The following is a 25,395-nucleotide window of genomic DNA, read 5'->3' as shown; positions in this document are numbered from 1 at the left end:
GCCGTCGCCGCGGCCCGTGCTGGATCGCTCTTAGATGCTTGGTGCATAGAGCCGGGGAAGCCAGAGGCCGACGACTTGCGCAGGCAAGCCAAGTTTCACGCTGCTGCGCGGGCCTTCTTTAGCGGTCCCAACACTGAATAGGACTGCACGCAGACCCGCGATTGATCTGCACTTCCCACCGTCATCTATCCATGGAACAAGAAAGATGATCTGCCGTTCGGGCTCACAGATCCGCTCGATCAGCGGTTGTGTGTACCGAAAACTTAAGCTCGGGCGTAGTGGTGGTGAAGTCCGCCAAGGATGACGCGTGATCTGATGCTTCCGATGCGCTGAATTTGGCGAGTGACCGGCGCATCCTTATCCAATGATCGATGCGTTCTGATGTCGTTGTAATAGCGAGCATAGGATCGCAGGATATAGCGTAGATGCGCCTCACCCAAGGCAATGATGTGGTCCACACACTCACGGCGGATCGACCCGATCAGCCGTTCTGCGAAGCCATTCTGCCAAGGCGAGGCTGGTGCGGTAGGCTTGTCCCGGATGCCCATGGAGCGCAATCGGCGTGTGACGACGCTGCCATAGATCCGGTCGCGATTGCGGATAAGGTAGTGCGGGGCCTCATCCCAAGGAAATGCCTCCGTGATCTGACGTGCAACCCATTCGGCCGTCGGGTTTGCGGTGACGTTGATCCAGATGAGCTCTCTGCGGCCGAGCCCGACGATGACAAAGCCATAGAGTAGGCCGAAACCAACAGTTGGAACAACGAACAGGTCCATGGCGGCAATGTCTGGCGCGTGGTTATGCAAGAAGGTCCGCCATCCCTGGCTGGGCGGCCCCCGCCGATTGACCATGTACTTGGCGACGCTCGACTGCGCGACCTCAAACCCGAGCTTGAGCAGTTCGCCGTGAATGCGTGGCGCGCCCCAAAGCGGATTTTCGACGCTCATCCGCCGAATCAACAGGCGCAGCTCCGTCTCGATCTGCGGTCGCCCTCCCACTGGGGCGCGACTTCCAACGCCGGTAGCAACGAAAGCCGGCCCGGTGCCAACGCAGGAGCGTCTCGGGCCGGATGATCGTGAGAACCTGCAGGATTGATGGAAACCAGCGATACAGCTGGACAAAGAACCAGCGATCATTGTTCGTGAGCCGGACGCGACCATGCAGCCTACGCCTCAAGACAATCAACTGATGTCGAAGCACCGCGTTCTCGGCTTCAAGCCGCAACTTCGACTTGAATGGCGAGGTCAGGACGGCAAGAACGAAAAGAACAGCCCGATCATTCCGCCAGCTTAGGCGATTCCGTCATGTCATCAACTCGGGTAAGGTTTTCGGTACACACAGGTACCGGCAAGGCTGTTCTCCAGAGCGAACAACTCTTGAAACCCTATGCCCTTGCCGCCGTCAAATCCATGGGCGAAGTCACAGATCTGCAATGTCATCGCGACTCGAACGTGTGACCTTTGCCTCTATGGGCCTTGCTTCTTCCAACTCGCCAATTGCCCAGACCCGTCCGATCCGCTAGATCTGTCGCAACGCACCCGTACCTTAGCCGGATAGAGAGTTGTTGCGGCGAGGGTTGAACGAAGATCAACGCATTGAAGTCCTAGAGATTTCCGCCGAGTTCGAATCCCATGCATTCTCGGCGCGGGCGTGAATTTTTGTCCTAGCCTTAGAACGTGTTCGCGCGCTTTGCGCCTTCAAACATCGACCTACTGCCCCACTTCTAGCGGAACGGTGAAGACAAAAACTCGGCGGGCTGTACACTTTCACCAACCACTTGAAGATCGTTCCTGCTGATCAGTTCCGAACGGTGCACTTCAGCAGCGCTCATGGCGGCCATCGTCTGTCGCAACGTGCCGACATTCGATCCGAGCGACACAATCCCGCCTAACACCACAGCGATCGATGCGATGGCAGCGACCTGATTGAATCCGAATAGGCCGAGTATAGTAACGAGCAGCAATACGACGCCGCCGGCGATTGCCGCTTTGGAAAACATTATGAGTTTTCGGCATCCCTCGGAAACTTCGGCAAGTTCCTCAAATCGCGCTTCGATCCGTGAAATTTCGCCGCTCGGATTGTTCTCGTCCATCAGATTCAAGATTACATCCGCAAGGTTCACCGTTGGAAGTGGCGGGTCTGCTCATCTCCTTCCTCAGCGCTACGGGCATCCATCACGATCGACGAAATGTCCGCTCAGTGCAAAATCGGTGCGCAGGTATCCTCTTGCTTTCAGACTATCTTATTTTCCGGACTCCAGAGGTAGCAACACCAGTTGCATGTCATTGCCGCCTTGTTCGGCGCGTAGACTCGGGCGAACCGAGATCCAACATATCGAGTTCCGGGTCCGCCGCGGTCCTCCTAACATCACCCAAACATCGGCGAGGTCCGCTTTGGCCTCATGAACGGACATTGTTAGCTCGAAGCCAAGCGTCGGCTAAGGCCAAGAGCAGACATTCGGAGATCATAAAGCTTGCAGTGGCGATCGCGCCAAGCAGCAATCTTCAGGTGAGGATCGCGGGCGTCGTGCCGCGCGACAGCCAAGCGACCCTCAACACTGGGACGTGGAACTCCTCGTCGGCAGCGTTCGCTGACGGCGCCTTGAAGCTTGAAGCGCACGCCGAGCTCACTGAAGTCGACAGTCTTGTTGTTCGCCTTGAAGGTCATGCCGCCCTTGCCGTCCGGCACAGGTACGAACGTGGTGCCCAGGGCGTCTACTCTGGTTGAATGTTAAGTTGTTTCAAGGCTGCAATTAGTGCAGCCGAGTCATCGGTGAACCTCTTTTTCGCATTTGCGGCCGGAATGGCAGGATCCAGATGAAACTGCTCGGTCGCCTGCTGAACACGCGAATCTTTGCCGCCCAGAACCAATGCTTCAGAGAGCTTTTCGAGTATATCTTCGGGTGTTTGGGCCGGTGCCCAGAACCCAACATAGCCACGAATATGCGACGCCTGCGGTTTAAGGCCCTGCTCAGCCAAAGTCGGGACGTCGGGAAAGGCGCGATTTCTTGTTCCCACCGAAGCAATCAGCTTGCCCCGCCCGGCTTGTAAAACCGGCAACGTCGGAGCCGTGCTGCCGACCCCAATGTCGGTTGAACCAGCCATGAAATCGGACCACATGGGAGCTTCGCCACGATAATGGATGGGCTCGATTTTCAATCCGTACTGCTGATTGAGCTCTGAAGCCACCAAGTGTGGCGTCGAACCGATGGCATATGTAGCCATGCTAAGCTTGTCGGCTTTCTTTGCGAACTCCACAAACTCTTTCAGGTTGCTGATGCCGGTGTCGGGCTGTACGACAACCAAACTACCACTACCAGCAACGATCGTTACGATTTCGAAATCCCTCTCAGGATCGTAGGATAGATTCTTCATCGTAACGCGATTCTGAATCATCGTTGTCGAGATGGAGGCCATGAGGGTGTAGCCATCGGGTCGTGCTTGCTTGACGTCGAGGGCGCCGACAGTCCCGGAGCCACCGCCTTTGTTCTCAACGACAAAGGGCTGACCAAAGTGACGGCTGAGAAACGCCGAGTATGCTCTTGCCACGACATCGGTCGAGCCGCCTGGCGGATAACCGCACACGACCCGCACGGGTTTTGTTGGCCACCCGGCTTGCGCAGAAGCTCGCCAGCCGAGCAAAGCCGAACTGGCGATCGCCGTTCCTGTTGCAATAAGTGCCCTACGATTCATGCGCTTAGCCATCTGTCGGATCCTCCGTGTTCTTATTTTAGTGTTCGATTGTAGACAGTGTCGCCGCAACAACTGTAGTGGCCTGCGTATGGATTGTGAAGCAGCTCGCGACTGCACGCCCGGAGCATTTTCGATATTGGAAAGAATGATGATGGACAGCTTGTCGTCGGGATAGACCGCGGAGAAGATCGGACGCGAACTTGCTGCCCTCCAGTTTGGTATTCCCAAGATGCATCACGAGGTGCCGATCGATCCGGCATTGCTCGAGGGATACACGGGATACTATCAACTTGGGCCTAAGTTCATCCTCAATCTCACACGCGAAGGGAGCCGATTGTCTGTCCAGGCCACGAGGCAAACGACAATAGAGGCATTTCCTGAAAGCGACCGGCTCGTCGACCTACAAACTGCCTTCGACGTGGACTCCAGCGGGCATGCCACTCGGCTCGTGCTAAATCAAAATGGCAGGGTTCCTCCACGACCACGCATTGACGAAGCCGAGGCGAAACGGATCGAGGCGCACAACCAAAAGAGTGCAAGGCAGTTAGGATGGGCCATTTCCGGAAGTAGATCACCTACCGACATGAAGTGAAATTCTTCACGTTGGATCGCTCAATTGGTTTTCTCGGAGGTCAGATAGTTCACCGTCATCATCGCAAGCGCGCGCACGCCGACGACGAGTGCGCTCTCATCGATGAAAAAGTCGGGGCTGTGGTTCGGTGCGGCTTTGGTAAAGTCTTGACTGCGCGGCACAATACCGAGGTTGAAATAAAGCCCGGGCACTTGAGCGAGGAACACCGAGACATCGTCCGCCGCGCCGGAAAGCTCACTGAGGATCACATCGCCGTCGGCTGCGCGCTCCAAGACCGGCACCATGCGCGCGGTGACGCGCTCGTCGTTCAGGGTCGCGTCGTAGATTTCGAGGATATTGACCTCGGCCTTTGCGTCGGCGCTGATGGCGATATTTTCGGCGATCTGCTTGATGTCACGATGGATGCCCTTGCGCACCCCCTGGTCGTATGTACGGATGGTGCCGGTCATCTCGACGCTGTCGGGAACGATGTTGCCGCGCGAGCCGCCATTGATGGTCGAGATGCCGACCACTGCCGGTGACTTCATCAAGTCGGCGCGCCGGCTGACGATCGTCTGCAAGCCAAGCACGATCTGCGACGCGGTGGTGATCGGGTCAACGGCGCGCCAGGGAAAGCCGGCGTGGCCCTGCCGGCCGATGACCTTGATGCGCAGTCCGTCGGCGCTGGCCCTCGCCGGCCCGCCGCGATAGGCGAGCTGGCCCGCGGGTAGACCCGAGGTGACATGCAGCCCGAAAACGGCGTCCGGCTTCGGATTCTGCAGTACGCCTTGCTGGACCATCAGCTTGGCGCCCCAGCTCTTGCCCATCAGGGCGGCGGCGAACGGATAGAGACTTGGTCCTTCCTCGGCTGGCTGGAAGATGAATTTCATGGTGCCGGGCAGCTTGTCCTTCATCGCTGTTAGAACTTCCGCGGTCGCCATCAGGATAGCGGTATGCGCGTCGTGTCCGCAGGCGTGCATGACATCGACCTCGCGGCCGAGATATTTCATCTTGGCCTTGGACGCGAAGGGAAGGCCTGGCGGCTCCTTCACCGGCAGCGCGTCCATGTCGGCGCGCAACGCCACTACTGGGCCGGGCTTGGCCCCTTTCAGAACTGCTACCACGCCGGTGACAGCCACGCCGGTCTTTACCTCGAGGCCGAGGCTGGTGAGGTGCGCGGCGACGAGCGCGGACGTGCGCGTTTCCTGTTCGCCCAGTTCCGGATGCTCGTGGATGTCGCGCCGCCAGGCGATCAGCTTGCTTTCGATCTCGGCCGCGCGCTGCCGGATTTCCTTCTCCAGGTCAGGAACGGGCGATTGCGCGTGCGCTGGCGGCGGCATGGACGCCGCGAGAAGGACGAACGGCAGTAAAAAACTAAGATGCCGTGACATGGGCTTTCTCCGGGGCGGGAATGGAAATGATGCGCGGGTGTCCCATTTTCAACCAGGATTTCCCGCAAGCTGCGGCGCCAAACCTTTGAGAAGGCTATCTTCGAACGGCATCGGCGGCGGGAGAGTTCGGTGGAGGCCTCCGTCACGCTGCTTTGAGGCCGCCAGCTTCGCCCGAAGTTGACGACCCTCGAACATCAATACTGCTATCGCCGCATTGCATCCCACGCCCGGCACGATCGAGATCGTGTTGCCGAGCGCCGTTCTGCTGTCGGTCGACAGCTACGTCAACGACATTGCCTTGAAGCGCGTACCGCAGGCGCTCGGCGCATCGCTCACGTTTCGATAGGCAGCGCGAACGACGCGCCGAGAGCGACAAGGTCGGCCTGGCGATGGACGCCGACCTTGTCGAACAGTCGCACCAGGTGGGTCTTGACCGTGCTAATACCGACGCCCAGCGCCTCGGCTGTTTCGGTCATCGTCCGCCCTGCGGTGATGTGCTCGAAGACACGAACTTCGGCAGCCGTCAGGTCGAACAGGGCAGCAACCACTTCGCTTGGTGCGCGAGGGGGATGCGTTGCCGGGGCGATGAAGATCGCTGCGACGGCGTTCGGCGCCACATTTGGCCGCATCACTCCATAGCGGAGCGGCAGGACGTGCAGCACACGCGCGTCACCCTGGGCCGTCCGTGCGGGCACGCCGATGCCTTTGCGGCCGATAGCGCTCTCGTTTTCGACTGCCTGGGACACCGCTGCGGCGAGGGCCGCACCGACGCCACTTGATTGTGCGGTCAGCATATTGTTGCGTGATCGGAGAAGGTCACCTTCGGCAAGTAAGGCGCGCGCGGCGCGGTTGGCATGGACGATCTGAAGCTGGGGACCGGTGAGCACGACCGGCACTGCCAAGGTATCGAGCACGGTTTCGAACGTGGCGACGGCCATCGTCCTGACGTCGAGCAACCCGCTGATAGCGGCGGCACGCTGGAGATCTGGGATGAGCAGCTGCGTCGTGGCAATTTCGTGCTCACCGATGGGGCCGGCCTCACGGTGCCGCCCGAACCCCATCACGCCCATCGTCCTTAAATCACGCACGAGGATGACATTCATCGTATCGATCACGCCACCCGAGATACCGACAGGGCCGATGCTAGACTCACTCTGGTTCCCGAATTCCGCGGCCCTTCCGGGAAGGAAGGCGGCATCGAATGCGTTGCTTAACTTGGGCAGGGTCTGCTTCGGTGGAGGAGTCACCGGCGCCTTCGCAGGCGCGGATGGCAGAAACTGTCGCCCGGCCGCCTTGATCATGGCATAAAGGATAAGTTGCTCTTTGGGTGTCAACATCTCACTGAACTGGTCTAGTTTCTTACCAAGACCAATCACATCATCGTCGGCGACAGCAACCTCCGGCATATGTTCTTCCTCTGACTATGCGCTAAGGATAGGCCCACCGCGCCCCGGCCGCCCTGAAGGACTGCCGTAGAGACACCGGAGAAACGCCGGATTTTTCCGTAGGCGTCCCGCGCCGACACTGGCAAAGTACCTGTCCGCACTTGTTCGGGATGGGCCCCAGTTCGATGGAATCACACACATTCTCGTACCGCATCGGCGACTATCAACTCGACCCGGTTCGCCGGGAACTGCGCTTTGGCCAGGCGCTGCGGCGGCTCGAGCCGCAGGTGTTCGACACCTTGTTGTTTCTTGTCGAGAACCGCGCGCGCGTCGTCAGCAAGGACGATCTCGTCACGGCGGTGTGGAACGGCCGCTTCGTGTCGGATGCCACCGTTGAAAGCCGGATCAAAGCCGCGCGCAGGGCGGTTGGCGATGATGGACGGTCCCAGAAGATCATCCGCACGATCCCTCGGCGGGGCTTCCGCTTCGTCGCCGACGTCGAGGGCGTGGATGGCCAGGCGGGCAAGATATCGTCCGCGAACGACAGGATGTCCCTCGCCGTATTGCCCTTCAGAAACTTGAGCGTGGCTTCCGGGCTGACGTCTTTCATCGACGGCATCGTCGGGGACTTGATCATTGACCTGTCCAAGTTCCCCTCGTTGCGCGTCGTCGGCCATAGCTCGACGGCCACGTACCACCAACAACCCTTCGACCTTCGCGGAATGGCGAGGGAACTCGACGTTCAATACGTGCTCGAGGGCAGTCTGGAAGAGACCTGCGAAAGGCTGCGGATCACGGCGCAACTCACCGAGGCAATCTCGGGAACGCAGCTCTGGGCCGAACGCTTCGACATCAACCCGGTCGATCTGCCTGCGGCTCGCGACGACATCAGGATGATGATCGTCGGTTCGTTTATTGGCGTAGGTAGTCCGCTCAACAAGGCCGAGCAGCAGCGTGCGATGCGAAAGTCGCCCGATGCGCTGACGGCGCGCGATCTGTACTATCGGTCCGAGGCCGAGTACTACAAGTTCAACAGGATGGCCAACGAACAGGCCCGGGCTCTCCTGGAAAGGTTCCTCGTGCTCGATCCCGGCAGTGTCGCCGCGCACTCATTGCTGGCACGGGTCCACTTGTGTGATGCCCAGTTCTTCAGGCCTGAGTGCCGTGCGCAGTCCCTTGACCTGGCGCACAAGGAAGCACGGACGTCCGTTGAACTGGATCCCATGGACTACAGGGGTCACTGGGTGCTCGGAGCCGTTCTTCGACAGCGCGGCGATTCTGACGTCGCGATGGCCGAGTACGAGCGCGCGCTTGATCTCAACCAGAACAATCCGGGCACGTTGGCCGAGTGGGGGGAGTTCCTCTCCCTGTCGGGCCGCGCGGATCAAGCCGTGCCCCAGATCCAGCGGGCGATGACACTCAAACGCTTTCATCCTGACTGGTATATCCGGGCGCTGGACCGGGCCTACTACAACGCGCGTCAGTATGAGGAGGCAATCCGGCTTGGCAAGCGTCTCCAGAATCCTCTTGTCTCGGTGCTCGAGAATGTCGCGGCAAGTTATGGCCAGCTGGGCCGGCATCAGGAAGCAGCATGCATGGTCGAGAGGATACTCGCCATCAAACCCGACCATTCCATAAAGTCATTCATCGCTAACAATCCCGAAATGGAACAGGGCGTACTGCTCCATTTCGTGGAAGGGTTGCGCAAATCAGGACTGCCAGAAAGGTAGTGGCGCTGGGCATCCGCCCTGCCCGTCCCGCCTTGCCATGAGGATCGCGGCTGCGGGTGCCGCCGCCCCGCGCCGGGCATCGCGCAACATCCGACGCACGTCACTTCATCCGGTTACTTCCTTTCGCCCGCGAGACTGGAGGCAGTGCCTGCTCCCAGCGAGCCGTAAATCGCATGCGCGGAGTCGGAGCGAATCCAGATTGCGAGTTCGCGCGCTGTCACTCTGATCGCGGCACATTGGCTTGGAAAAGGACAGCGCTGCCGACGCATGTCGAGGGGCACCGAGTAGCAATGGTCCGGAGGAAGCAGCTCGCCGACATAGAGAAGGGCGTCGATCATACCACTGCAAAACGCGGCCTCGGCAGACTTGGTAATCCCCTCGTGGCGACGAGCGAACGGCATCCTGGCAGCCCGGCCTGACGGTCACATCAAGCCGTGCCCAGGGGTTTCGGCCAAGCCGGCGTGCCCGATCGCCAATCCGGTTGGGACAATGGTCAGGGCACGGCGCATGCATGCTCTCCGACCAGCATGCTTAGACAAAGAAGCTCAGGCCGGACATGACAAGCAGGAGGTTGACCGTCAGTGCGAACTGCCGGTCATTGAGCCGATTGAAGAAGACCAAGCCGAAGGTCGAGCCGAGCAACATTGCCGGCAGATAGGCCACTCCGGCGAAGTCGAACGAAGCGTGGCTTCGAGAGGCGAGGCCCGGCAACGATATGAAAGCGATGGCAGCGAGCTGCACGATCAGAATGAAGGGCTGGTAAAGCCCGCGTTGCTTCTCTTTGGACCAGCCCTTGAAGCCACACCAGATCGTGACGAAGGCACCGGGAAAGGCGGCCGCGCCTCCGGTGACTCCACCGAGAAAGCCCGCCGCAGCATCGAGAAATACGCTCTGGCGCCTCACGATCATGGGACGGCGCAAGATCATGAAAACGGCGTAGAGAACCAGGAAAGCGCCGACAACTTGGCCGTACAGGGCGGGCCGGGTATGGAGCAGGACGAAGATACCGAGCGGCAATCCGAGCGCGGCGCCGAGGAGAAAGATCGACAGAGTGCGCCAAGGGATTTCGTGCCGCAAAGCCCACACCATCAGGGATTGACCGCCGACACTGCAGATCATCATGATCTGCACGGCTCGGACCGGGTCGTCGATCAGGTGGAAGAGCATCGCGCCGCAGATGGCGGAGAAGGCGAAACCCGCAATCCTCGATACGAGTGCCGCGGCGAGGATCGCGAGGATAATCCAGAGGGAGCGCTCGGTGGGTGTCAGTGCGACCAACCACGTCGTGTAGGCGGCTAGCGAGAGCACGCCGATGATGCCAAGCGCAAGACGATTGGATTGGGTCGGAAAGACGAACTGCTCATGACCCTCCCGCTCAAGCCACGCACCGAATCTGTGCCGAGAATTTGATCGGGCCGAAGTGCGCTCCTGGCACCAACAACTGACATGGATGGTGTGACGCGGATCTGGTAGCCATCGCAAGAATTGCTGGCGTCCAAATGCTTCGGTCTTGTCGTGCCGCACAGGAATCTATTGCGGTTGCCGTGTACGAGCGGAACTCCGCAGCGTCATTATGACACTTCAGAGGTGGGGCAATAACGAGAACGGTCGCATGTGAGATTGTTACTTCTCCGCTCCCGGCGCTTCAGGTTTCAGGTAAACGATCAGGCAACAGCAGCACATTCCAAGTCCAACCAGAGGATATTTCAGCGCAACAATCGCGGCCGCCGCGAAGACACAGAGGGTGGTGATCGACCTGAAGCGCATGATCCTGCGCTCCTTGGGCGAGACCTCTTTGACTGGAGCTCGCTCAATAAGCTCCCAAATCAAGGAAATATAAGTCGCGTTTACGAGGAAGAAGACCGCAGCATAGAAAGCAACCGGCTGCGGTGCCAACTCACTCACGGCCATCCAAGCGGTGGAGAGTGGAAGCAGAGACACGGAAAACAGATGCACGAAATTGAACCACATTAGACGTGGAGTGGCCTCGGTGGCATACCGCATGAGATGGTGGTGATTGGCCCAAACGATCGCGATGAAAATATAGCTCACCGTATAGCTGAGCCATGTATGCCAGAGCGACAGGAGGGCCTTGAAGGTGGGGAGCTCCGGAGGCCGCAATTCCAAAACAAGGACCGTTATAAGGACAGCGAAAACCGCGTCGGAGAACAGGCTCAGTCGTTCCGGGCTCCTTCTTGCGTGTGGCACGGCCGTCACCCCTTTCCTCCATCGACACCGATTCGATGCTCTACCGAACTCAGAGGGCTGGCCTCCTCTGCCCGTCAATGTTGCGAGACGATCACTTCAGGAAATCGCGAATGCTTTCCACAATTTTGTGGGCATGCGTTTCCAGGGCGAAGTGGCCAGTGTCGAAAAAGCGAACAACCGCACGAGGATTGTCGCGCTTGAATGCCTCGGCGCCTGACGGCACGAAGAACGGGTCGTATTTGCCCCATACCGCCAAAAGCGACGGCTTATGCGTGCAGAAGCACTCCTGAAATAACGGATACAGTGCCTTCGATCTCAGTGACGGGCACGCGCGCCGACCAATCGTCGGTAACTGTCCATGTCTCAAGGTCGTGCTTGGGCGGCCGGCCGATGCGGGGCCACGGCTCCAACGGGATGTAAAGATCATCGGGCGGGATGCCGAGATGCGGATAGTCGCGACGGTCTCTACTAGGTTCTGTGCGCGCTCGGGACATCCCGACAGGATCGCGCGATCAGTCGAAATCAAGAATACCCCAATTTTACGCGTTAATTGACGCGGATCGAATGGAATCCTGCCAGATTGCCGCGTAGCTTCTCGAACTGATTGCTGGGCGGCACGCGCAAGTCCTGATCGGTCGTCGCATCGTCGATCATCTGAAGTTTGCGGAACAACCGGGCCTCGAGATCGGGCGGGATGTACCGCGAGCGGACATCATCCACGAAGAAGGCACGTAGCCACTCATCCCGAAAGCCAACGATTATCCCAAGGCTCCAGTCAGCCAAGAACCTATGTACCACTCTATGGGTCAGCAAGCCATGTCCTCGCCTACGAATGCCAAGCCCTGTGTCGGCATTGGAGCGCTCGCGCTCCCAATCAGCCTTACCTGCTTAGGAAGTGGGGGAGTCTCAGCTGTGATTTCACCCTCAGCTGAGATCCATGAGCTGGTCCGTCAACCCGCATCGCACCATCACAGGGTTCCGCGAACTCCATCGGCCCTGCCGCCACGGGCGTGCCGACACTCAGCGATAAGATGACGATGGCATGCTTGAAATGTTATGGCGTGCGGTCCCCTAACGATGACTCAATCATGTTTTCGTTTGAACGACAAAGAGACGTGGGAACCAACTGGGCTTGTTCGATATCGCCGATGGGCCAAGACCGGAAGACCTCAAAGTGAGTGTGACGCGTCCGCTAGGGTTGCGTCACCGCCACGAGGTACATCAGCTGCGATGCCGCTGCATAGATTGCGGCTGGCAATGGCACCTGGTTGGGATGCGACCATGCTGTCGCTGATCCAGGCTCTTGCCCGGCCATAGATGAATCTGTCGCCATAAGCGTCGTGCGCTGATAGATTCGCAGAGCAGCAGTCCGCGACCGCAAGGCAGATAACGACTTCGCCTTAGTAACTCGCGACGATCGATGCATCCGCCGCCAAAGCGTCACTCGCCTGGGTCATAGCCGCAGCAAGGTCAACGTTGCAGCCACGCTGACAAAAAAAAACGGCACCTTTTCGGGACACCGCCAAGAAGTTCCACATGCTCGATTAGCTCCTCAAGATGAACTGATTAAGCGCCAATCGCAAATCTATATTTTAGGTAAGGTTGAACAAACCTTATGGACGATGGTTACCGGGCTCTTAATGCTTCGATCAAGCCGCGCCGCTAAAGTGCTCTGAGCCCACAAAACTGGACCGTTTTTGACTAGAGTTTTCCACGCCGATTCCCCGGGCTGGGAGGAGCGGAGAGCGATAAAGGCATCGAGATTTTCGGACGCTCGGATGGCGTTCATTTTGAAACAGACCACCGATGGAATGCCGGTGGCGAACGTTTGCCGCAAGGCCGGTATTAGCCAGGCGACCTACTTCAATTGGGAGAAGAAGGTACGACGGGTTGCTGCCGACCGAGATGCGCCGGTTGAAGCAGCTCGAGGACGAGAACGCCAAGCTGAAGCGGATCGTCGCAGATCTGTCGCTCGACAAAGAGATGTTGCAGGACGCTATTCGCCGAAAGCTTTGAGGCCTGTCCGGCAGCGCAAGCTGCTTGACGAGATGCGTGGTGAGTGGGACGTGTCGATCCGAAGGGCATGTCGTGTATTCGAGGTCGACACACCCACCTATCACTACAAGTCCCGTCCCCCCGGGCAGGCCGTCCTCGAACAGCGGATCAAAGAGATTTGCCAGACTCGTGTTCGTTATGGCTATCCGGCGGATTCACGTGCTGCTGCGGCGTGAGGGATGCCGCCACGGGCAGAACAAGACACGCCGCATCTACCGCGAATTAGGGCTGCAATTGCGCAACAAGACGCCCAAGCGGCGCGTCACGGCTAAACTGCGTGACGATCGCAAGCCGGCGACACGATCGAACGAGACTTGGGCCATGGACGTCGTGCACGACCAACTGGCGACCGGTCGCAAGCTCCGCGTGCTCACCGTCGTCGATACGTTCTCACGCTACTCCCCTGCGCTGGAGCCACGCTTCACGTTCCGCGGTGCCGATGTTGTGGAGGTGCTGGAAAGGGCCGGCCGGAAAGGGGATTCCCGGCAACAATCCGGGTCGATCAAGGCACTGAGTTCGTCTCACGCGACCTGGACCTGTGGGCTTATCAGCGCGGCGTCACGCTCGACTTCTCGCGACCAGGTAAGCCCACGGACAACACCTTCATCGAAGCCTTTAACGGCCGCTTCCGAGCGGAATGTTTGAACGCCCACTGGTTCCTGAGTCTTGCGGATGCCCAGAAAAAGTTGGAGGATTGGCGCAAGTACTACAATGAAGAACGCCCGCATGGGGCGATCGGCCAGAAGACGCCGATCATGTTGCTGATTCACGATGGCGCAGCCAGCCCGCCATCATAGACAGAGCCGGAAAACTCTACCCGCCGGCGGTCCAAAGTTCGGCCTCAGTGCAAAAACCCTGAGACTCTAACCGCTGCTGGATGAAAGTTCAGTGGCAGGTCATTCCAGCACAAGGACGCGGCGTCTCCGATGAATGTCATGCCGCGTCCCATGCTGTCAGGAGGTCAAGTTTCGGAATGGCCAATTGAACGCAACGCCACTCCCGACGAATCGTTGCTAGGCACAGGTTGAATCCGCGCTCAATGCACCGTGCCCCCCGGTAGTTCGTCTGCCTGGCTCAGCAATTGCTCGCCCACAATGGCGGACAGCAGCGCATCGATCTGGTAGAGCAAGCCTTCTGGAGCGAATTCCACCTTTGGTTGAGCTCTTAGTTCGTGGGCGACAACTCTTTCGATCAGCACGCTACCGAAGCCCTGGCGAGTAGGAGGGACGACTGGTGGTCCACCGCGTTCTCGCCACTGAAACCGGAAACGAGCTCCAGCACCTGCGCCCTCGATCGACCAATTGATTGCGATCCGACCATGAGGCCCCGACAGCGCGCCATATTTGCTGGCATTGGTGGCAAGTTCGTGCACCAGCAGGAAGAAGGTCTGGGTCAGGCGGGGATTGAGCATCAGATCGGGTCCGGAAACGTCGACCCGCTCCGAGAAGGCTTCGAATTCGAGACGGATGATCTCGGCGATCCGAGCGCCTTCGAAACCGCCATTCACCAACACTGATTGGCTGCGTGCCAGCGCATGTATGCGATTGCTGAGTGTCTCGCGTGCGTGGTCGATTGACGTCTTTCCAGAAAGGCTGCGCGACACCATGGATTGAACAACGGACAGCAGATTCTTACCGCGGTGCGCGAGTTCATCCGAAAGGACGCGTTGACGCTGCTCGGACGCCTTTCGCTCTGTGATGTCACGAGCGATTTTCGAGGCGCCGATGATGGTGCCCTTCTCATCCCTTATGGGGGAGACGGTCAGCGAAACGTCCATCGGCGAACCGTCCTTCCGGACGCGGACGGTTTCGAAATGGTCGATGTATTCACCCCGCTTGAGCCGCGCCAGAATTTCAGGTTCTTCGTGCAACCGATCGGCGGGAATGAGCATCGTAATGGGCTGACCGACGGCTTCCTCCGCCGTGTAGCCGAACAGATGCTCCGCGCCGTTGTTCCACGTTGCAATAACGCCCTCCAGCGACTTGCTGATGATAGCGTCCTCTGATGATTCAACAATGGCTGCCATCCTGGCGCGGGTCTCTTCTGCCGCTTTGCGCTCGGTGATGTCCACGAGCATATTGATGCCGCCAACAACCCGGCCGTCCGCATCGCGCAAGGGCGTCGGGTAGGGTGTAAACCAACGCCGCTCGCCGTCCGGTCGCTCGATGACGGCTTCGGCGCCGCGAACGATGCGGCCTTCCTTCAGTGCGATGGCCATGGGACATTCGTCATGCGGCATCGGCGTGCCATCTGCGTGATAGAGCTTCCAGCTCACGCACCATTGGTCCGTACCCAGTTGCGGAGTACGCCCGGAGAATTCGACTGCAGCGGGATTGAAGTGCGTGATACGACCCTCTGCGTCGGTCGTGTAAACCGCCGCGGGGATCGCGTCGATCATCTCGCGGAAACGACGCTCGCTCTCCCGCAAATTCGCATTGAGCTTTTCCAGGGCTTGGCGAGACTGGACCGCATCTTCCATCAGATTGAGTGCGGCGCGGCGTGCATCTTGAACCTCCGCATTGGCCGCCTGCAGTTCGGCCACGCGCTGGCCAAGTTCGGTGTTGACGTGATGCAGACGCTCTTCGCTTTCGCGCAAAGCCTGTTCGGCGCGCTTACGCTCGGTAATCTCGCCTTGCGCGTTCTGATAGAGACGACCGTTGTCGATTGCGATCGCTGCTTGAGCCGCAATTCCCAATAAGAGGCCTTCTGAACGCCCCGTAAAAACACCCGGCTCGGGATGACCAAAGAATAGTCCACCAAGGACGTCGCCCGACCGGGAGATCACGGGCGCTGCGAGATAGCTTCGGACGGGAAGATGACCTTCGGGCATGCCATAGTGCGGCTCGTTCTGGCCGTAACGAGCGTCCTTCACAACATCGTCTAAACGCACGGCCCCTTCACCCCTGAACGTGGGGCTGAACAGTGCAGAATTCCGGGGCAACGGAAACTCGGCGAACGCCTCTCGCGGTGCGCCCGCGAGCGCATAAAGCATGTAGCTCTCGCCGCGCTCGTCAGTCACGTTGTAGAAAAACGCGCCGAACGCGGCACCGGTCAATTCGGTCGCAGCGTCGGTGACGGCTTGTACGGACTTCTCAAGATCAAGTTCGGCCGCGATGACTGACCCGACACGGTTCAATACCGCAAGCGTGCGCGCTTCTTCCCTCAAGCTCGCATCCGCTTCGCGTCGAATACGCGCCAATTCCAGATTGCTGCTCACCCGAGCGATCAGCTCGCGCGCCGAGAACGGCTTGATGAGATAATCGTCCGCGCCGGCCTCGAGGCCTTCCACCCGGCTCTCCTCGCCGGCGCGCGCCGAAAGCATGATCACCGGAAGATCGCGCAGCGCCGGGTCGGCGCGGATCGCACGCACCAGTCCAAAGCCATCGAGATGCGGCATCATCACGTCGGCGAGCACAAGGTCGGCGCGACGCTCGCGAAGGGCTTGTAGGGCTGCTTCACCATCCGCGACCGCCTGCACGTCGCAATTGCCAGCGAGCAGCCGGCGCACATAGGCTCGCATATCGGCATTGTCGTCGGCAAGGAGAATGCGCACGCCATCTCGCAGCGGTGGCAAGTTGCCGGGCTCGACCATCGCGCTCGGTGCCTCGATCAAGGGCACCACTTCGTCTGGAAGCCAGCGCAGCGCCTCTTCGACATAGGCGTCCGCGCCGACGGAGGTTGATGTAAGGCGCCCTCCGGTTCCGATCCGATCTTGCGGCAGATGCGCTGTCCCGAACGGAATGCTTATCGTGAAACTGGTGGAATGGTCCGCTCCGCTGTCGGCGCGGACTGTGCCGCCGTGAAGTTTCACGAGCTCCTGCACCAACGCGAGCCCGATTCCGCTGCCCTCGTGCGTTCGGCTCTTCTGCCCTTCGATTCGATGGAACCGTTCGAACAGATTCGGCAATTCGTCTTCCGGTATGCCGACGCCGGTGTCGCGGATCGACAGCTCAGCCTGCCCATCGACCTCATGCACACTGACCGCGATCTCTCCTTCGAAGGTGAATTTGAAAGCATTGGACATGAGGTTGAGAACGATCTTCTCCCACATGTCACGATCGACATGGACGGGTCCGGGAAGAGGAGGACAATCCACGACAAGCTTCAGACCTGCGCGTTCGCAGACTGAGCGGAAATTGCTGGCAAGGTCGGCTGTCAGCACGGCAAGATCGACGGCTTCGTAAGTCGCCTGCGCCCGGCCTGACTCGATCCGGGAAAAGTCGAGCAACGAGTTGACAAGCTTGAGAAGGCGCAGCGAGTTGCGGTGCGCGACATCGACCCACTCACGCTCAGCGGCCGGCAAATCCGAACCTGCGAGAGCGTCCTCCAGCGGGCCGAGCATCAAGGTCAGCGGCGTGCGGAACTCGTGACTGACGTTGGAGAAGAACACGGTCTTGGCCCGGTCGATCTCGGCCAGCGCCTCAGCCCGCTGGCGCTCGGCTTCGTATGCGCGAGCATTCGCGACTGAAGTTGCGATCTGGCTAGCCACCAGCTCATAAAAGCTGCGATAGAGTTCATCCAGCTTCAGCCGCGCGCTGACCCCCGCCACCAAAATTCCGGCGAGCTGGCCTGGGATGTTCGATCGGATCGGCACCGCAACCGCCTGGCACGGCGGATCGGGCCATGGCCCCGCTGGAACTGCCGCTCCGAACGGGCCGGCAAGGTTCTCGATGACCTGCATGGCGCCGGTGTGCGCCACCTCCGCGAGCGGCCAGGGTCCCTGGTCGGCTGCCCCCGCACTGAGCTCGATAGCCGACGGGTTCGCGAGATCGTCTGCCACGACGCCAGCGGAGCCGGTCAGCCGCGCCAGTTTCCCGTCACTATCGAGCAGATACAGCAGTGCAAAAGGAACATCTTTCCCATGCACGGAAAGGGTCCCGGCTGCGATGGCGCACGCTTCCTCTGCGGTCTTTGCCTCTATCCCCCTCGCACCGAGGTCTCTTAACGCGACGACCCGCCGTTCTCCTACAATCCGCTGGGTATGTTCGATCACCGCCGTAAAGACGCCTCCGATGCTGTCGTCTTCGGAGCGGATGGGGCTGAACGAAAAAGAAAAGTAGCACTCTTCTGGAAAGCCGTGTCGCTGTAGAACGAGGAGTTGGTTGTCCGACCACGTCGCCTCACTGTTTGCGACGACGCCGTGGAGCATGGGGCCGATGACGTCCCAGATTTCCGCCCAGACCTCACGGCAACGTTGCCCGAGCGCCTGCGGATGCTTACTAGCCAGGATCTGGGCGTAGGCGTCGTTGTAAAGCACGACGAACTCGGGGCCCCAGTAGATCACGATGGGAAAGCGCGAGCCGAGGCAGATGCTGATTGCGGAGCGCAAACTCTGGGGCCAGCCATCCAGAGGTCCAAGCGGCGTCTTGGACCAGTCCGTTTGGCGGATCAGGCCCGCCATCTCGCCACCGCCGACAAGAAAATCGCGCGGGGCAGGCGTCTTGCTGGCCTGCGGCTCATCTGTCTGCGCTCTTGGCCGACGTCGTGCACCGGTCGCCGATGTTCGCTGTTGTTTCGCAGTGCGAGCCTTAGCCATTGGCGTCGCCTCCCTCCTGCTCGAATTGGAGGGGGTAGCGGGCCGGCTCACCTTGTCGCTCACAGAGCTCGTTGATCTCCTTTTTCAGCTCGATCATGCGTGTTTCGCGCCCGACGGCGGCGCGATTGAAGCGGGCCAACTCGTCCGCATGCACACGAAGCTCCGACTGAAACTGGAGCATTTCGGTGACATCCTGGATGCCCAGAAGAATGAGTTTAGTTTTCTCGTCTCCTTGGAGCAACGTCCGTGCATTCAACAGCATGGTGCGGCGTCCAATCCGCTCGAATTCGTGCGTGACCTCGAAATCATTGAAGAAGCTGTTGCGGGGAAGGATTTCTTCTAGCAAATGACGCAATCGGGGGATGTCCCATTGGCGATTGCCCAACTCGTAGACCAAGGAACTTTCCGACTCCGCTGGCGACACTTTGAAGGTCTTGTAGAACGCCTCGTTGGCACTGAGGACGCGCAAGTCTCCATGCAGAATGACGAGTGGATCGCGCGCGGTGCGAATGACCGCCTCCGCGTATTCGCGCGCTTCTGCTGCGGCGCGCTCGACCCGCTTCAGTTCATCAACGTCCACCAGGACAAGCACCGCGCCGTCCACTTTGTTGTCGAGCGTCAGGTAAGGGCGCACGCGCAGCGAATACCAGTGTCCGTCCTTGTCACGCACCTCGCGCTCGTCCTCGCGGATGCTGGTGATGACATTTCTCACAAGCCCGTCCAGATCGGCGACATCGAGATTGTGGCGGATTCCGCCGATGGGCCGTCCGATGTCGGTGGCAAGGAGATTGAATTGTTTTTCGGCCCGCACGCTGAAGCGGCGAATGGTCAGGTCGCGAGCCAGCAAAAGTATAGGGAGATTGGTCGACGTCTGGAGATTAACCAGGTCGCCGTTCAGCCGGCCGAGTTCGATGTTACGATTGGCCATCTCCTCGTTGACGGTGGTCAGTTCTTCGTTGGCCGACTCCAGCTCTTCCTTGGATGTCTCCAGCTCTTCATTGATGCTCTGCAACTCCTCATTGGCGGATTGGATTTCCTCGTTGGACGCTTGCAGTTCCTCATTCGTCGCTTCGTGCTGTTCCTGTAGCGATTGCACGTAGTCGCTCATTTCGGAAAGCTCGCGCTCCAACTCGGCGATACGGTTGGCCTCTTCCTTCTTGCTGGCGACGCGCTGTGGCTTCACATCGCCGCTCGGCCGTTTCCCGGAAGGCCTACCCGCAGTACGCGAGGTTTTTCCCACATCCTCGAACAGAATCAAGAAACTGCGCTCGCGCAAATTCTTGAGCGGAACGACTTCGACATTGACCGTCCGTGTCGCGCCGTTCTGATTGACCCGGATATTCTCTCTGCGCGCGGTCTTGTTGTCTTTTTTCGCCTGATTGATGACGGCGCGCAGCGGCAGCATCAAACCTTGTCGTGCCATCTTCAAAACGTCGAAACTTGCCTTGCCAGTGGGCGGTTCAAGAAAGGCGCTGGTTGGTCCACGGAATTGGAGGACTTGCAGCTCCGCATTCACCAACACGCCCGGAGGGGCATATTTATTGACCGTGACCCGATCCGCCTCGCGCTGGGAATTGAGTTCGGCGTGGAAATCGTCTGGTTGTCCCGGAACCCGCTCTCTCGGACGAGGAATCCCGGCTTGCTGAGGCCGCGCCAGCAATGCTCGTTCGGCGGGCTCTTTTCGAAGCGGCAGATGAAACGCCGGGGTTGGCGCTGCTCTCTTGGTGAAAATCTTGTGCTTTCTGTCAACCGGCTCAAACAAGTCGGCGAAACCACTGATCGACTCCGAGGCGCCTAGGAACAAGAAGCCCTCCGGCTTCAGCGCGTAGTGAAACGTCGGGAGCAGCTTCTTCTGCAGGCTCGGCTCAAGATAGATCAGCAGGTTGCGGCAGCTCACGAGGTCCATGCGCGAGAACGGAGGATCGCTGATGAGGTTCTGCCGGGCGAAAACCACCATCTCACGCAACTGCTTGCTGACCCGGTAGCCGCCTTCTTCCTCGACAAAAAACCGTTGCAGCCGTTCCGGCGACACATCCTGCGCGAGGGTCTTCGCGTAGAGACCGTGGCGGGCCTTGTCCAGCAGTGCCTCGTTGAGATCCGTGGCGAACACCTGGAGTTTTTGCATGCGAGGAGCTTCGTCCGCGACTTCCACGAACGACATGGCGATTGAGTATGCTTCCTGGCCGGTGGAGCAGCCAAGCACCCAGACCCTCAGCGGTTCGCGGCGAGCCTGCTGAAAGAGCTTGGGAAAGACCTCGCGCTTGAGAACGTCGAAGGCCTCGGCGTTGCGGAAAAAACTCGTCACGCTGATGAGCGCGTCGGAGTAAAGAGCGTCGAGTTCCTTGGTGTTGCCTCGCAGAAACTGGGCGTAGTCTGCCAACGTATCGTGCTTGTTCAACACCATGCGCCGGACAATACGCCGCCGGATGGTGGTGGATTTGTAGAGGGAGAAGTCTACCCCGCAATGGTTGCGGAGAAGGAGAAGAATCTTCTTGTAACCGTTGTCCCCTGGCTTTTCGCGCGCTGTCTCGCCTTCGGCTCGCGCTTGGCTCGCTCCCGTGCGCGGCGTTCCCTCGCCGCCCGACGGCAGTGGGGTTTCGTCGTCCTCATGCGCCGTCGCGGACGCTCGGTCGTCTTCCGGAGAAGCGTGAAATTCACCTTCCCCAAAGGCGAACGGATGCTTCGAAATCCGGTCGAGCTCTTTCGCAATGCTTTCCGGATTGAGAACGAAATCCACGCACCCCGCCGCAATCGCGCTGCGTGGCATCGAATCGTAGTGCGCCGAGTCATCCTGTGCGAACGTGATCCCGCCCTCGGCCTTGATCGCCTCCAATCCTAACGTGCCATCGCTCGCAGTGCCGGACAGGATTACGCCGATCGCGCGCTCTCGCTGGTCCTGCGCCAGCGATTCAAGGAAGGCATCGATCGATCGATGTCCTATGGTGCTTGGGTGGCGCGGATGAAGTCGCAAGACACGATCCGCAATGGACAGGCTGCTGCCGGGCGGAATGACATAGACGTGGTCAGGCTCAACCGGCAGGTCGTTCGTCACTTCGCTAACCGGCAGAGAGGTGGTCCTCGACAGAAGCTCGGTCAACGCGCTTTCCCGGACCGGATCGAGGTGCTGCACCAACACAAACGCCATGCCGGTGTCGGTCGGCAAGTGTCGAAGCAATGTCGTGAAGGCCTCTAGGCCACCGGCGGAGGCACCAATGCCGACGATCAGCGGTGCTTTCTGTTCGTTCGCCGGCCGGTCGAAAGTACCGGATCTCGTGGCGCGCTTGGCGGGCGGAGCGGACTTTGCTTCCCTCGTTTTTCTAATTGGCCTTGGCGTATCGGTGTTTTTTTTCGAACTCATCTCACTCGCCGACGGAACCGCCCCAGCGTTGATCGCCGCTGGGGGCGATCCGCCCCCAGTGCGCCAGCATGCTGGCTAAAGCCCATTATTTGCACATTTTCCCCCTCCAGGGAGTCAGAATCTCGCGATGCCGGCTACCGCAGCCAGCAGCGACGCGGAGCGCCCGAGGCTAGGCGATCGTAGTGGAATGGCCGTCGCGCGTGCGCCAAAGAGCGCCGACGTAGACGCAGTCCAAAATCCCCGGCAACGAGCGGGTTGGCGAGCGTGCGTACATCGCATTTTGGCGGGTCATCGATCTGGCGGCCGTACTGTCCATCCGAGCGATTCGGCATGTTATCCGCACTTTGCCATCTGGCATGTGGCCGCCAGCGACGCAACGCCGTCTTCGAGAATTAAGAGCCCTTCGACATCGGGCGCCGGTGAACCCAAGCCACAATAAGCGCCAGCGGCTAGATTGCTTCTTGCCGCGACGCTTGCCCTTTGCTTTGTCTGGTGCATCGCGCTTGATGAAGCTGATTTCTCCGTTGCCCTCAAGCAGTGCTGTTTTCACGTCGGCGATGTCGCAGCGATCGGCGAGGACGAGGCCAGAGCAGAGACCTCCGGCATCGAGGCTGAGGGCTTCAGGCGGCGGCCGGCGACGCGTCGGACGTGATGGGTTCCGCTCAATTGTATATGGTTACATGTCGCGCATTCGGCGAGGCGACGCCCGTCTTGCCTTCCCGATACGCGTCGTGCAGATGCATCCAATTCCACCTACCTTGGCGGAGTTGAAGCTCATCGACGTGATCGCTGAACCGATTCAGAAGATGAACCGGTTAGCGCCGATCAGCATACTGAAAGCACTCGCCGGCAGTCCTGATGCGCTGCCCACACAACTCACCAACATGGCGCGACGCGGCACATCGCATTCAATGACTCCGGGCGCGTTCCTCTCCGCCGCCGTGGAACCTGAGGACAAGCCGCAATTAGGCCGCGCTCAGTCGAAAATTGCGTCTCACTCTCGCCCCACTCTCGCAGAAGAAACGAGACTTGGGAGCGCGTGGTTACGGGTGGGCTGCATGGCGAACCGAACATTTCAACTCATGTTGGCGATGCTCGCAAGTGCGGTGCTGACTGCGACCTCGGGCAGCGCTGCGCCACCCGCCGACGAATGTCTCACCAAGCCGAAGGGCCCGGCGCCTGCAGGCAAGCATTGGTACTATCAAACGAACCGCACAACTCAGCGCAAGTGCTGGTATCTAGCCGACGCAGGTGCGAAAATTGTAGAGCCCGCGCGACCGAAAGCAGCGGCCTCAGCACCTCCCGACGATCGCGGAACAACCATGCAGCAGCCTCCAGTCGCGAACGCGCATGCGGAACTGACTGAGCAGCCGCAGGCTAGGCAACCGGCGGTACCCATGCCACAGCCCCTGCCCGAGACACCTACACAGTCCAAGCCCGAAACATCGCAGGGCGCGGCTGACGGCACGAATACGCGCAATTGGGCGCTTGCCTCGCGCTGGCCCGATCAGTCCATTGCGTACTCTTCTGATCGCACAGCCACGGTCGACGATCGCATGCCGGTTTCGCAAGCCGAAGACCCACGGTCGGTACTCGCCGCGAATCCGGTCGCGCCGGTCGAGCAGCCGTCAATCGTTGCCGAGAATTCCTACTACCTACCTTTTGGCCAAATCGTAGCTGCCCTCATCGTTGTTGTCGTTGTTGGCGGAGTGATCTTCATGTCCTTGGTTTCAAGGCGGCGTCACCGGTCATTGGCGACCGTTGAAAATTACCACACAGAGTCCGTTTAGGCCTCATCAGTGGACATGCCGAAAACCTGGCGCCGCGTCAGTTTCGTGCCAGGACCGTTGGTGCGTCTCTCACTGCGAGGTGAGCCAGTGATTAGTTGGCCACACAATGCCCGTCGATCACCATCAAGCCCCCTCCGAGTGAAGGGCTGTGCCATTGATGCGTCGGTGGTGACGGAAAGGCACATCCTGCGAGGCTGAGTCTTCTGCCAATTGCGACTTGGGATATCCTGCGCCGGTGTAACTGATGCGGTGCGGGTCGCCCGCGCCAGGCGGCTCTATCTTGATGACGTCGGCACCCCAGTCGCCGAGTGCCGCCGCAGCGGCCGGTGCAGCGATGAACGACGAGATGTCGAGGACGCGGATGCCGGCGAGTGGCAGCGCATTGTCGAGCTCATCGCCGAAAGGGCCTGCCTTGTTTGTTTCGTGGGTCACTTGCGAGCCTTCTATTCTTGTTTTTTGAAGGATCTGAGGTTGCCTTTGCCCGCCAGCGAGTCAAGTGTCAGCGCCGAACAGGGCGCTCTCGATAAACGCCGCCCTCCTCTTCCATGATCCTTTGAAAGATGCGCTCACGTCGCGTGAGCCACCAGCCGTGCTGAACGGGCCAGGCCTCGTATTCGCCCTGTGCCGACAGCTCGACCTGTGCGTGAAGCGGCCAGTTGGGATTGTAGAGCGCTTCCCGCCCGATCGCGACCATATCCGCATGACCGTCCTGCAGGATGCTCTCCGCCTGTTCCGGCTCGACGATCAGGCCGACAGCCATGGTCTTGATCTTCGCCGCTTGTCTGATCTCGGCCGCAAACGGCACCTGAAAACCGAAACCGCGCTTGAGGCGGACGTTCGCGGTCGACGAATCATGGAGCGATCCGGATGAGCAGTCGACCACGTCGATACCGCGCTCATGCAGCGCGCGGGCGAAGCGCACACTGTCCTCGACCCGCCAGCCTCCCTCGTCGACCGCCGAGATTCGATAGAACACCGGCCACTCCTTCGGCCAGACGCTGCGGACGATCTCCGCCGCCTCCAGCGGAAGGCGCGCGCGCGCCTCGAACGAACCTCCATACCTGTCGGTCCGACGATTACTCTCGGGAGACAGGAAGGTGTGCAGGAGATAGCCGTGAGCGCCGTGAAGCTCTGCGATCTGAAAGCCGGCGTCGAGCGCCCGAAGTGCCGCGGCGCGCCATGCATCAAGCACCTCTGCAATATCGTAAACGGACATCTCGCTTGGAACGGTTCGGGCCGGGCTCGCGGCAATCGCGCTCGCACCGACGGGCTGCCAAGGAGGCTCTCCGCGAACGAGATCAGCGGCCGAGAGCGGACCATGACCGTCCCACGGACGTTGCGTGCCGGCTTTGCGTCCCGCGTGAGCAAGCTGAACCGCTGGTATCGCACCGTGCTGTTTGATGAGATCCGTAATCCGCCGCAGCGGTGCGACCTGGTCATCGCGATAGAGCCCAAGGTCGCCATAGGTGATGCGGCCTCTTTCCTCGATCGCGATCGCCTCCGAAAAGACGATCCCGGCGCCGCCCAGCGCGAACTTGCCGAGGTGAAGCAGGTGCCAGTCGGTTGGCAAACCGTCGCGGCCCGAGTATTGCAGCATCGGCGCTATCACGACGCGATTGCGTGCGGTCAGCTCCCTCAGCTTGATCGGTGTAAACAGCAGCGGTGAGGACATCGGAGTT

The 25,395-nt window shown here is 59.9% G+C and carries 13 protein-coding genes and 5 pseudogenes; 4 read left to right on the top strand and 14 right to left on the bottom strand.

The features are described from left to right. Positions 1-116: 116 nt before the first annotated feature. From RCO31_RS34760 to RCO31_RS19025, 5 genes and pseudogenes are all read right to left on the bottom strand, one after another. Positions 117-312 (bottom strand): annotated as a pseudogene (locus RCO31_RS34760) (hypothetical protein); the annotation flags it as partial. After that, a complete protein-coding gene (locus tag RCO31_RS19040; RefSeq protein WP_308970014.1) occupies positions 264-947 on the bottom strand; it encodes an integrase core domain-containing protein in 684 nt (227 codons plus the stop codon). The gene RCO31_RS19040 and the pseudogene RCO31_RS34760, both read right to left, overlap by 49 nt. A 776-nt stretch (positions 948-1,723) precedes the next feature. After that, positions 1,724-2,092 (bottom strand): hypothetical protein, encoded by a 369-nt coding sequence (locus RCO31_RS19035; RefSeq protein ID WP_308970030.1) that lies wholly within the window; start codon positions 2,090-2,092, stop codon positions 1,724-1,726. 622 nt (positions 2,093-2,714) lie between these two features. Further along, the gene (locus RCO31_RS19030; RefSeq protein ID WP_308970013.1) at positions 2,715-3,704 is read right to left on the bottom strand and encodes a tripartite tricarboxylate transporter substrate binding protein; all 990 of its coding nucleotides are present in this window, start codon (positions 3,702-3,704) and stop codon (positions 2,715-2,717) included. Positions 3,705-4,304: 600 nt separating this feature from the next. Continuing rightward, entirely contained in the window at positions 4,305-5,654 is a 1,350-nt protein-coding gene (locus RCO31_RS19025) for an amidohydrolase (RefSeq protein WP_308970012.1), read from the bottom strand. Between the two features lie 214 nt (positions 5,655-5,868). Here RCO31_RS19025 and RCO31_RS19020 point away from each other — a divergent pair, with 214 nt between their 5' ends. Continuing rightward, a complete protein-coding gene (locus RCO31_RS19020; protein WP_308970011.1) occupies positions 5,869-6,000 on the top strand; it encodes a hypothetical protein in 132 nt (43 codons plus the stop codon). Here RCO31_RS19020 and RCO31_RS19015 read toward each other — a convergent pair. After that, a complete protein-coding gene (locus RCO31_RS19015) occupies positions 5,987-7,060 on the bottom strand; it encodes a helix-turn-helix transcriptional regulator (protein WP_308970010.1) in 1,074 nt (357 codons plus the stop codon). The two genes, RCO31_RS19020 and RCO31_RS19015, sit on opposite strands and share 14 nt — an antisense overlap. Positions 7,061-7,224: 164 nt before the next feature. Here RCO31_RS19015 and RCO31_RS19010 point away from each other — a divergent pair, with 164 nt between their 5' ends. Next, entirely contained in the window at positions 7,225-8,769 is a 1,545-nt protein-coding gene (locus RCO31_RS19010; protein ID WP_308970009.1) for a winged helix-turn-helix domain-containing protein, read from the top strand. 531 nt (positions 8,770-9,300) lie between these two features. On the opposite strand, the gene RCO31_RS19005 is transcribed toward RCO31_RS19010, so the two are convergent. The 4 genes and pseudogenes from RCO31_RS19005 to RCO31_RS18990 all read right to left on the bottom strand — a co-directional run. After that, the gene (locus RCO31_RS19005) at positions 9,301-10,077 is read right to left on the bottom strand and encodes a sulfite exporter TauE/SafE family protein (protein WP_308970008.1); all 777 of its coding nucleotides are present in this window, start codon (positions 10,075-10,077) and stop codon (positions 9,301-9,303) included. Between the two features lie 315 nt (positions 10,078-10,392). Next, the gene (locus RCO31_RS19000) at positions 10,393-10,986 is read right to left on the bottom strand and encodes a TMEM175 family protein (RefSeq protein WP_308970007.1); all 594 of its coding nucleotides are present in this window, start codon (positions 10,984-10,986) and stop codon (positions 10,393-10,395) included. 82 nt (positions 10,987-11,068) lie between these two features. After that, a pseudogene (locus tag RCO31_RS18995) lies at positions 11,069-11,284 on the bottom strand (alpha/beta fold hydrolase); the annotation flags it as partial. Positions 11,285-11,526: 242 nt separating this feature from the next. After that, positions 11,527-11,739 (bottom strand): annotated as a pseudogene (locus tag RCO31_RS18990) (type II toxin-antitoxin system RelE/ParE family toxin); the annotation flags it as partial. Positions 11,740-12,725: 986 nt separating this feature from the next. Between RCO31_RS18990 and RCO31_RS18985 the strand changes: the two are divergent. After that, positions 12,726-13,829: pseudogene (locus RCO31_RS18985) on the top strand (IS3 family transposase). Positions 13,830-14,068: 239 nt separating this feature from the next. Here the strand turns inward: RCO31_RS18985 and RCO31_RS18980 are convergent. Next, positions 14,069-18,433 carry a PAS domain S-box protein gene (locus RCO31_RS18980; protein ID WP_308970006.1) on the bottom strand — a complete coding sequence of 1,455 codons (4,365 nt, stop codon included), beginning with the start codon at positions 18,431-18,433 and terminating at the stop codon, positions 14,069-14,071. Positions 18,434-18,560: 127 nt separating this feature from the next. Next, positions 18,561-21,926 (bottom strand): chemotaxis protein CheB, encoded by a 3,366-nt coding sequence (locus tag RCO31_RS18975; RefSeq protein ID WP_308970005.1) that lies wholly within the window; start codon positions 21,924-21,926, stop codon positions 18,561-18,563. A 731-nt stretch (positions 21,927-22,657) separates the two neighbouring features. Between RCO31_RS18975 and RCO31_RS18970 the strand changes: the two genes are divergently transcribed. Next, positions 22,658-23,716 (top strand): hypothetical protein, encoded by a 1,059-nt coding sequence (locus tag RCO31_RS18970; protein ID WP_308970004.1) that lies wholly within the window; start codon positions 22,658-22,660, stop codon positions 23,714-23,716. Positions 23,717-23,962: 246 nt separating this feature from the next. Here RCO31_RS18970 and RCO31_RS18965 read toward each other — a convergent pair. Further along, positions 23,963-24,094, bottom strand: a pseudogene (locus RCO31_RS18965) (CoA transferase); the annotation flags it as partial. 121 nt (positions 24,095-24,215) lie between these two features. After that, positions 24,216-25,388 carry an NADH:flavin oxidoreductase/NADH oxidase gene (locus tag RCO31_RS18960; RefSeq protein ID WP_308970003.1) on the bottom strand — a complete coding sequence of 391 codons (1,173 nt, stop codon included), beginning with the start codon at positions 25,386-25,388 and terminating at the stop codon, positions 24,216-24,218. Positions 25,389-25,395 lie beyond the last annotated feature (7 nt).

The sequence above is a fragment of the Bradyrhizobium sp. LHD-71 genome (genome assembly GCF_031157255.1).
Classification (GTDB): Bacteria; Pseudomonadota; Alphaproteobacteria; order Rhizobiales; family Xanthobacteraceae; genus P52-10.
The sequence above is the reverse complement of the archived record's forward strand: the minus strand, read 5'-3'. Positions and strand labels throughout refer to the sequence as shown.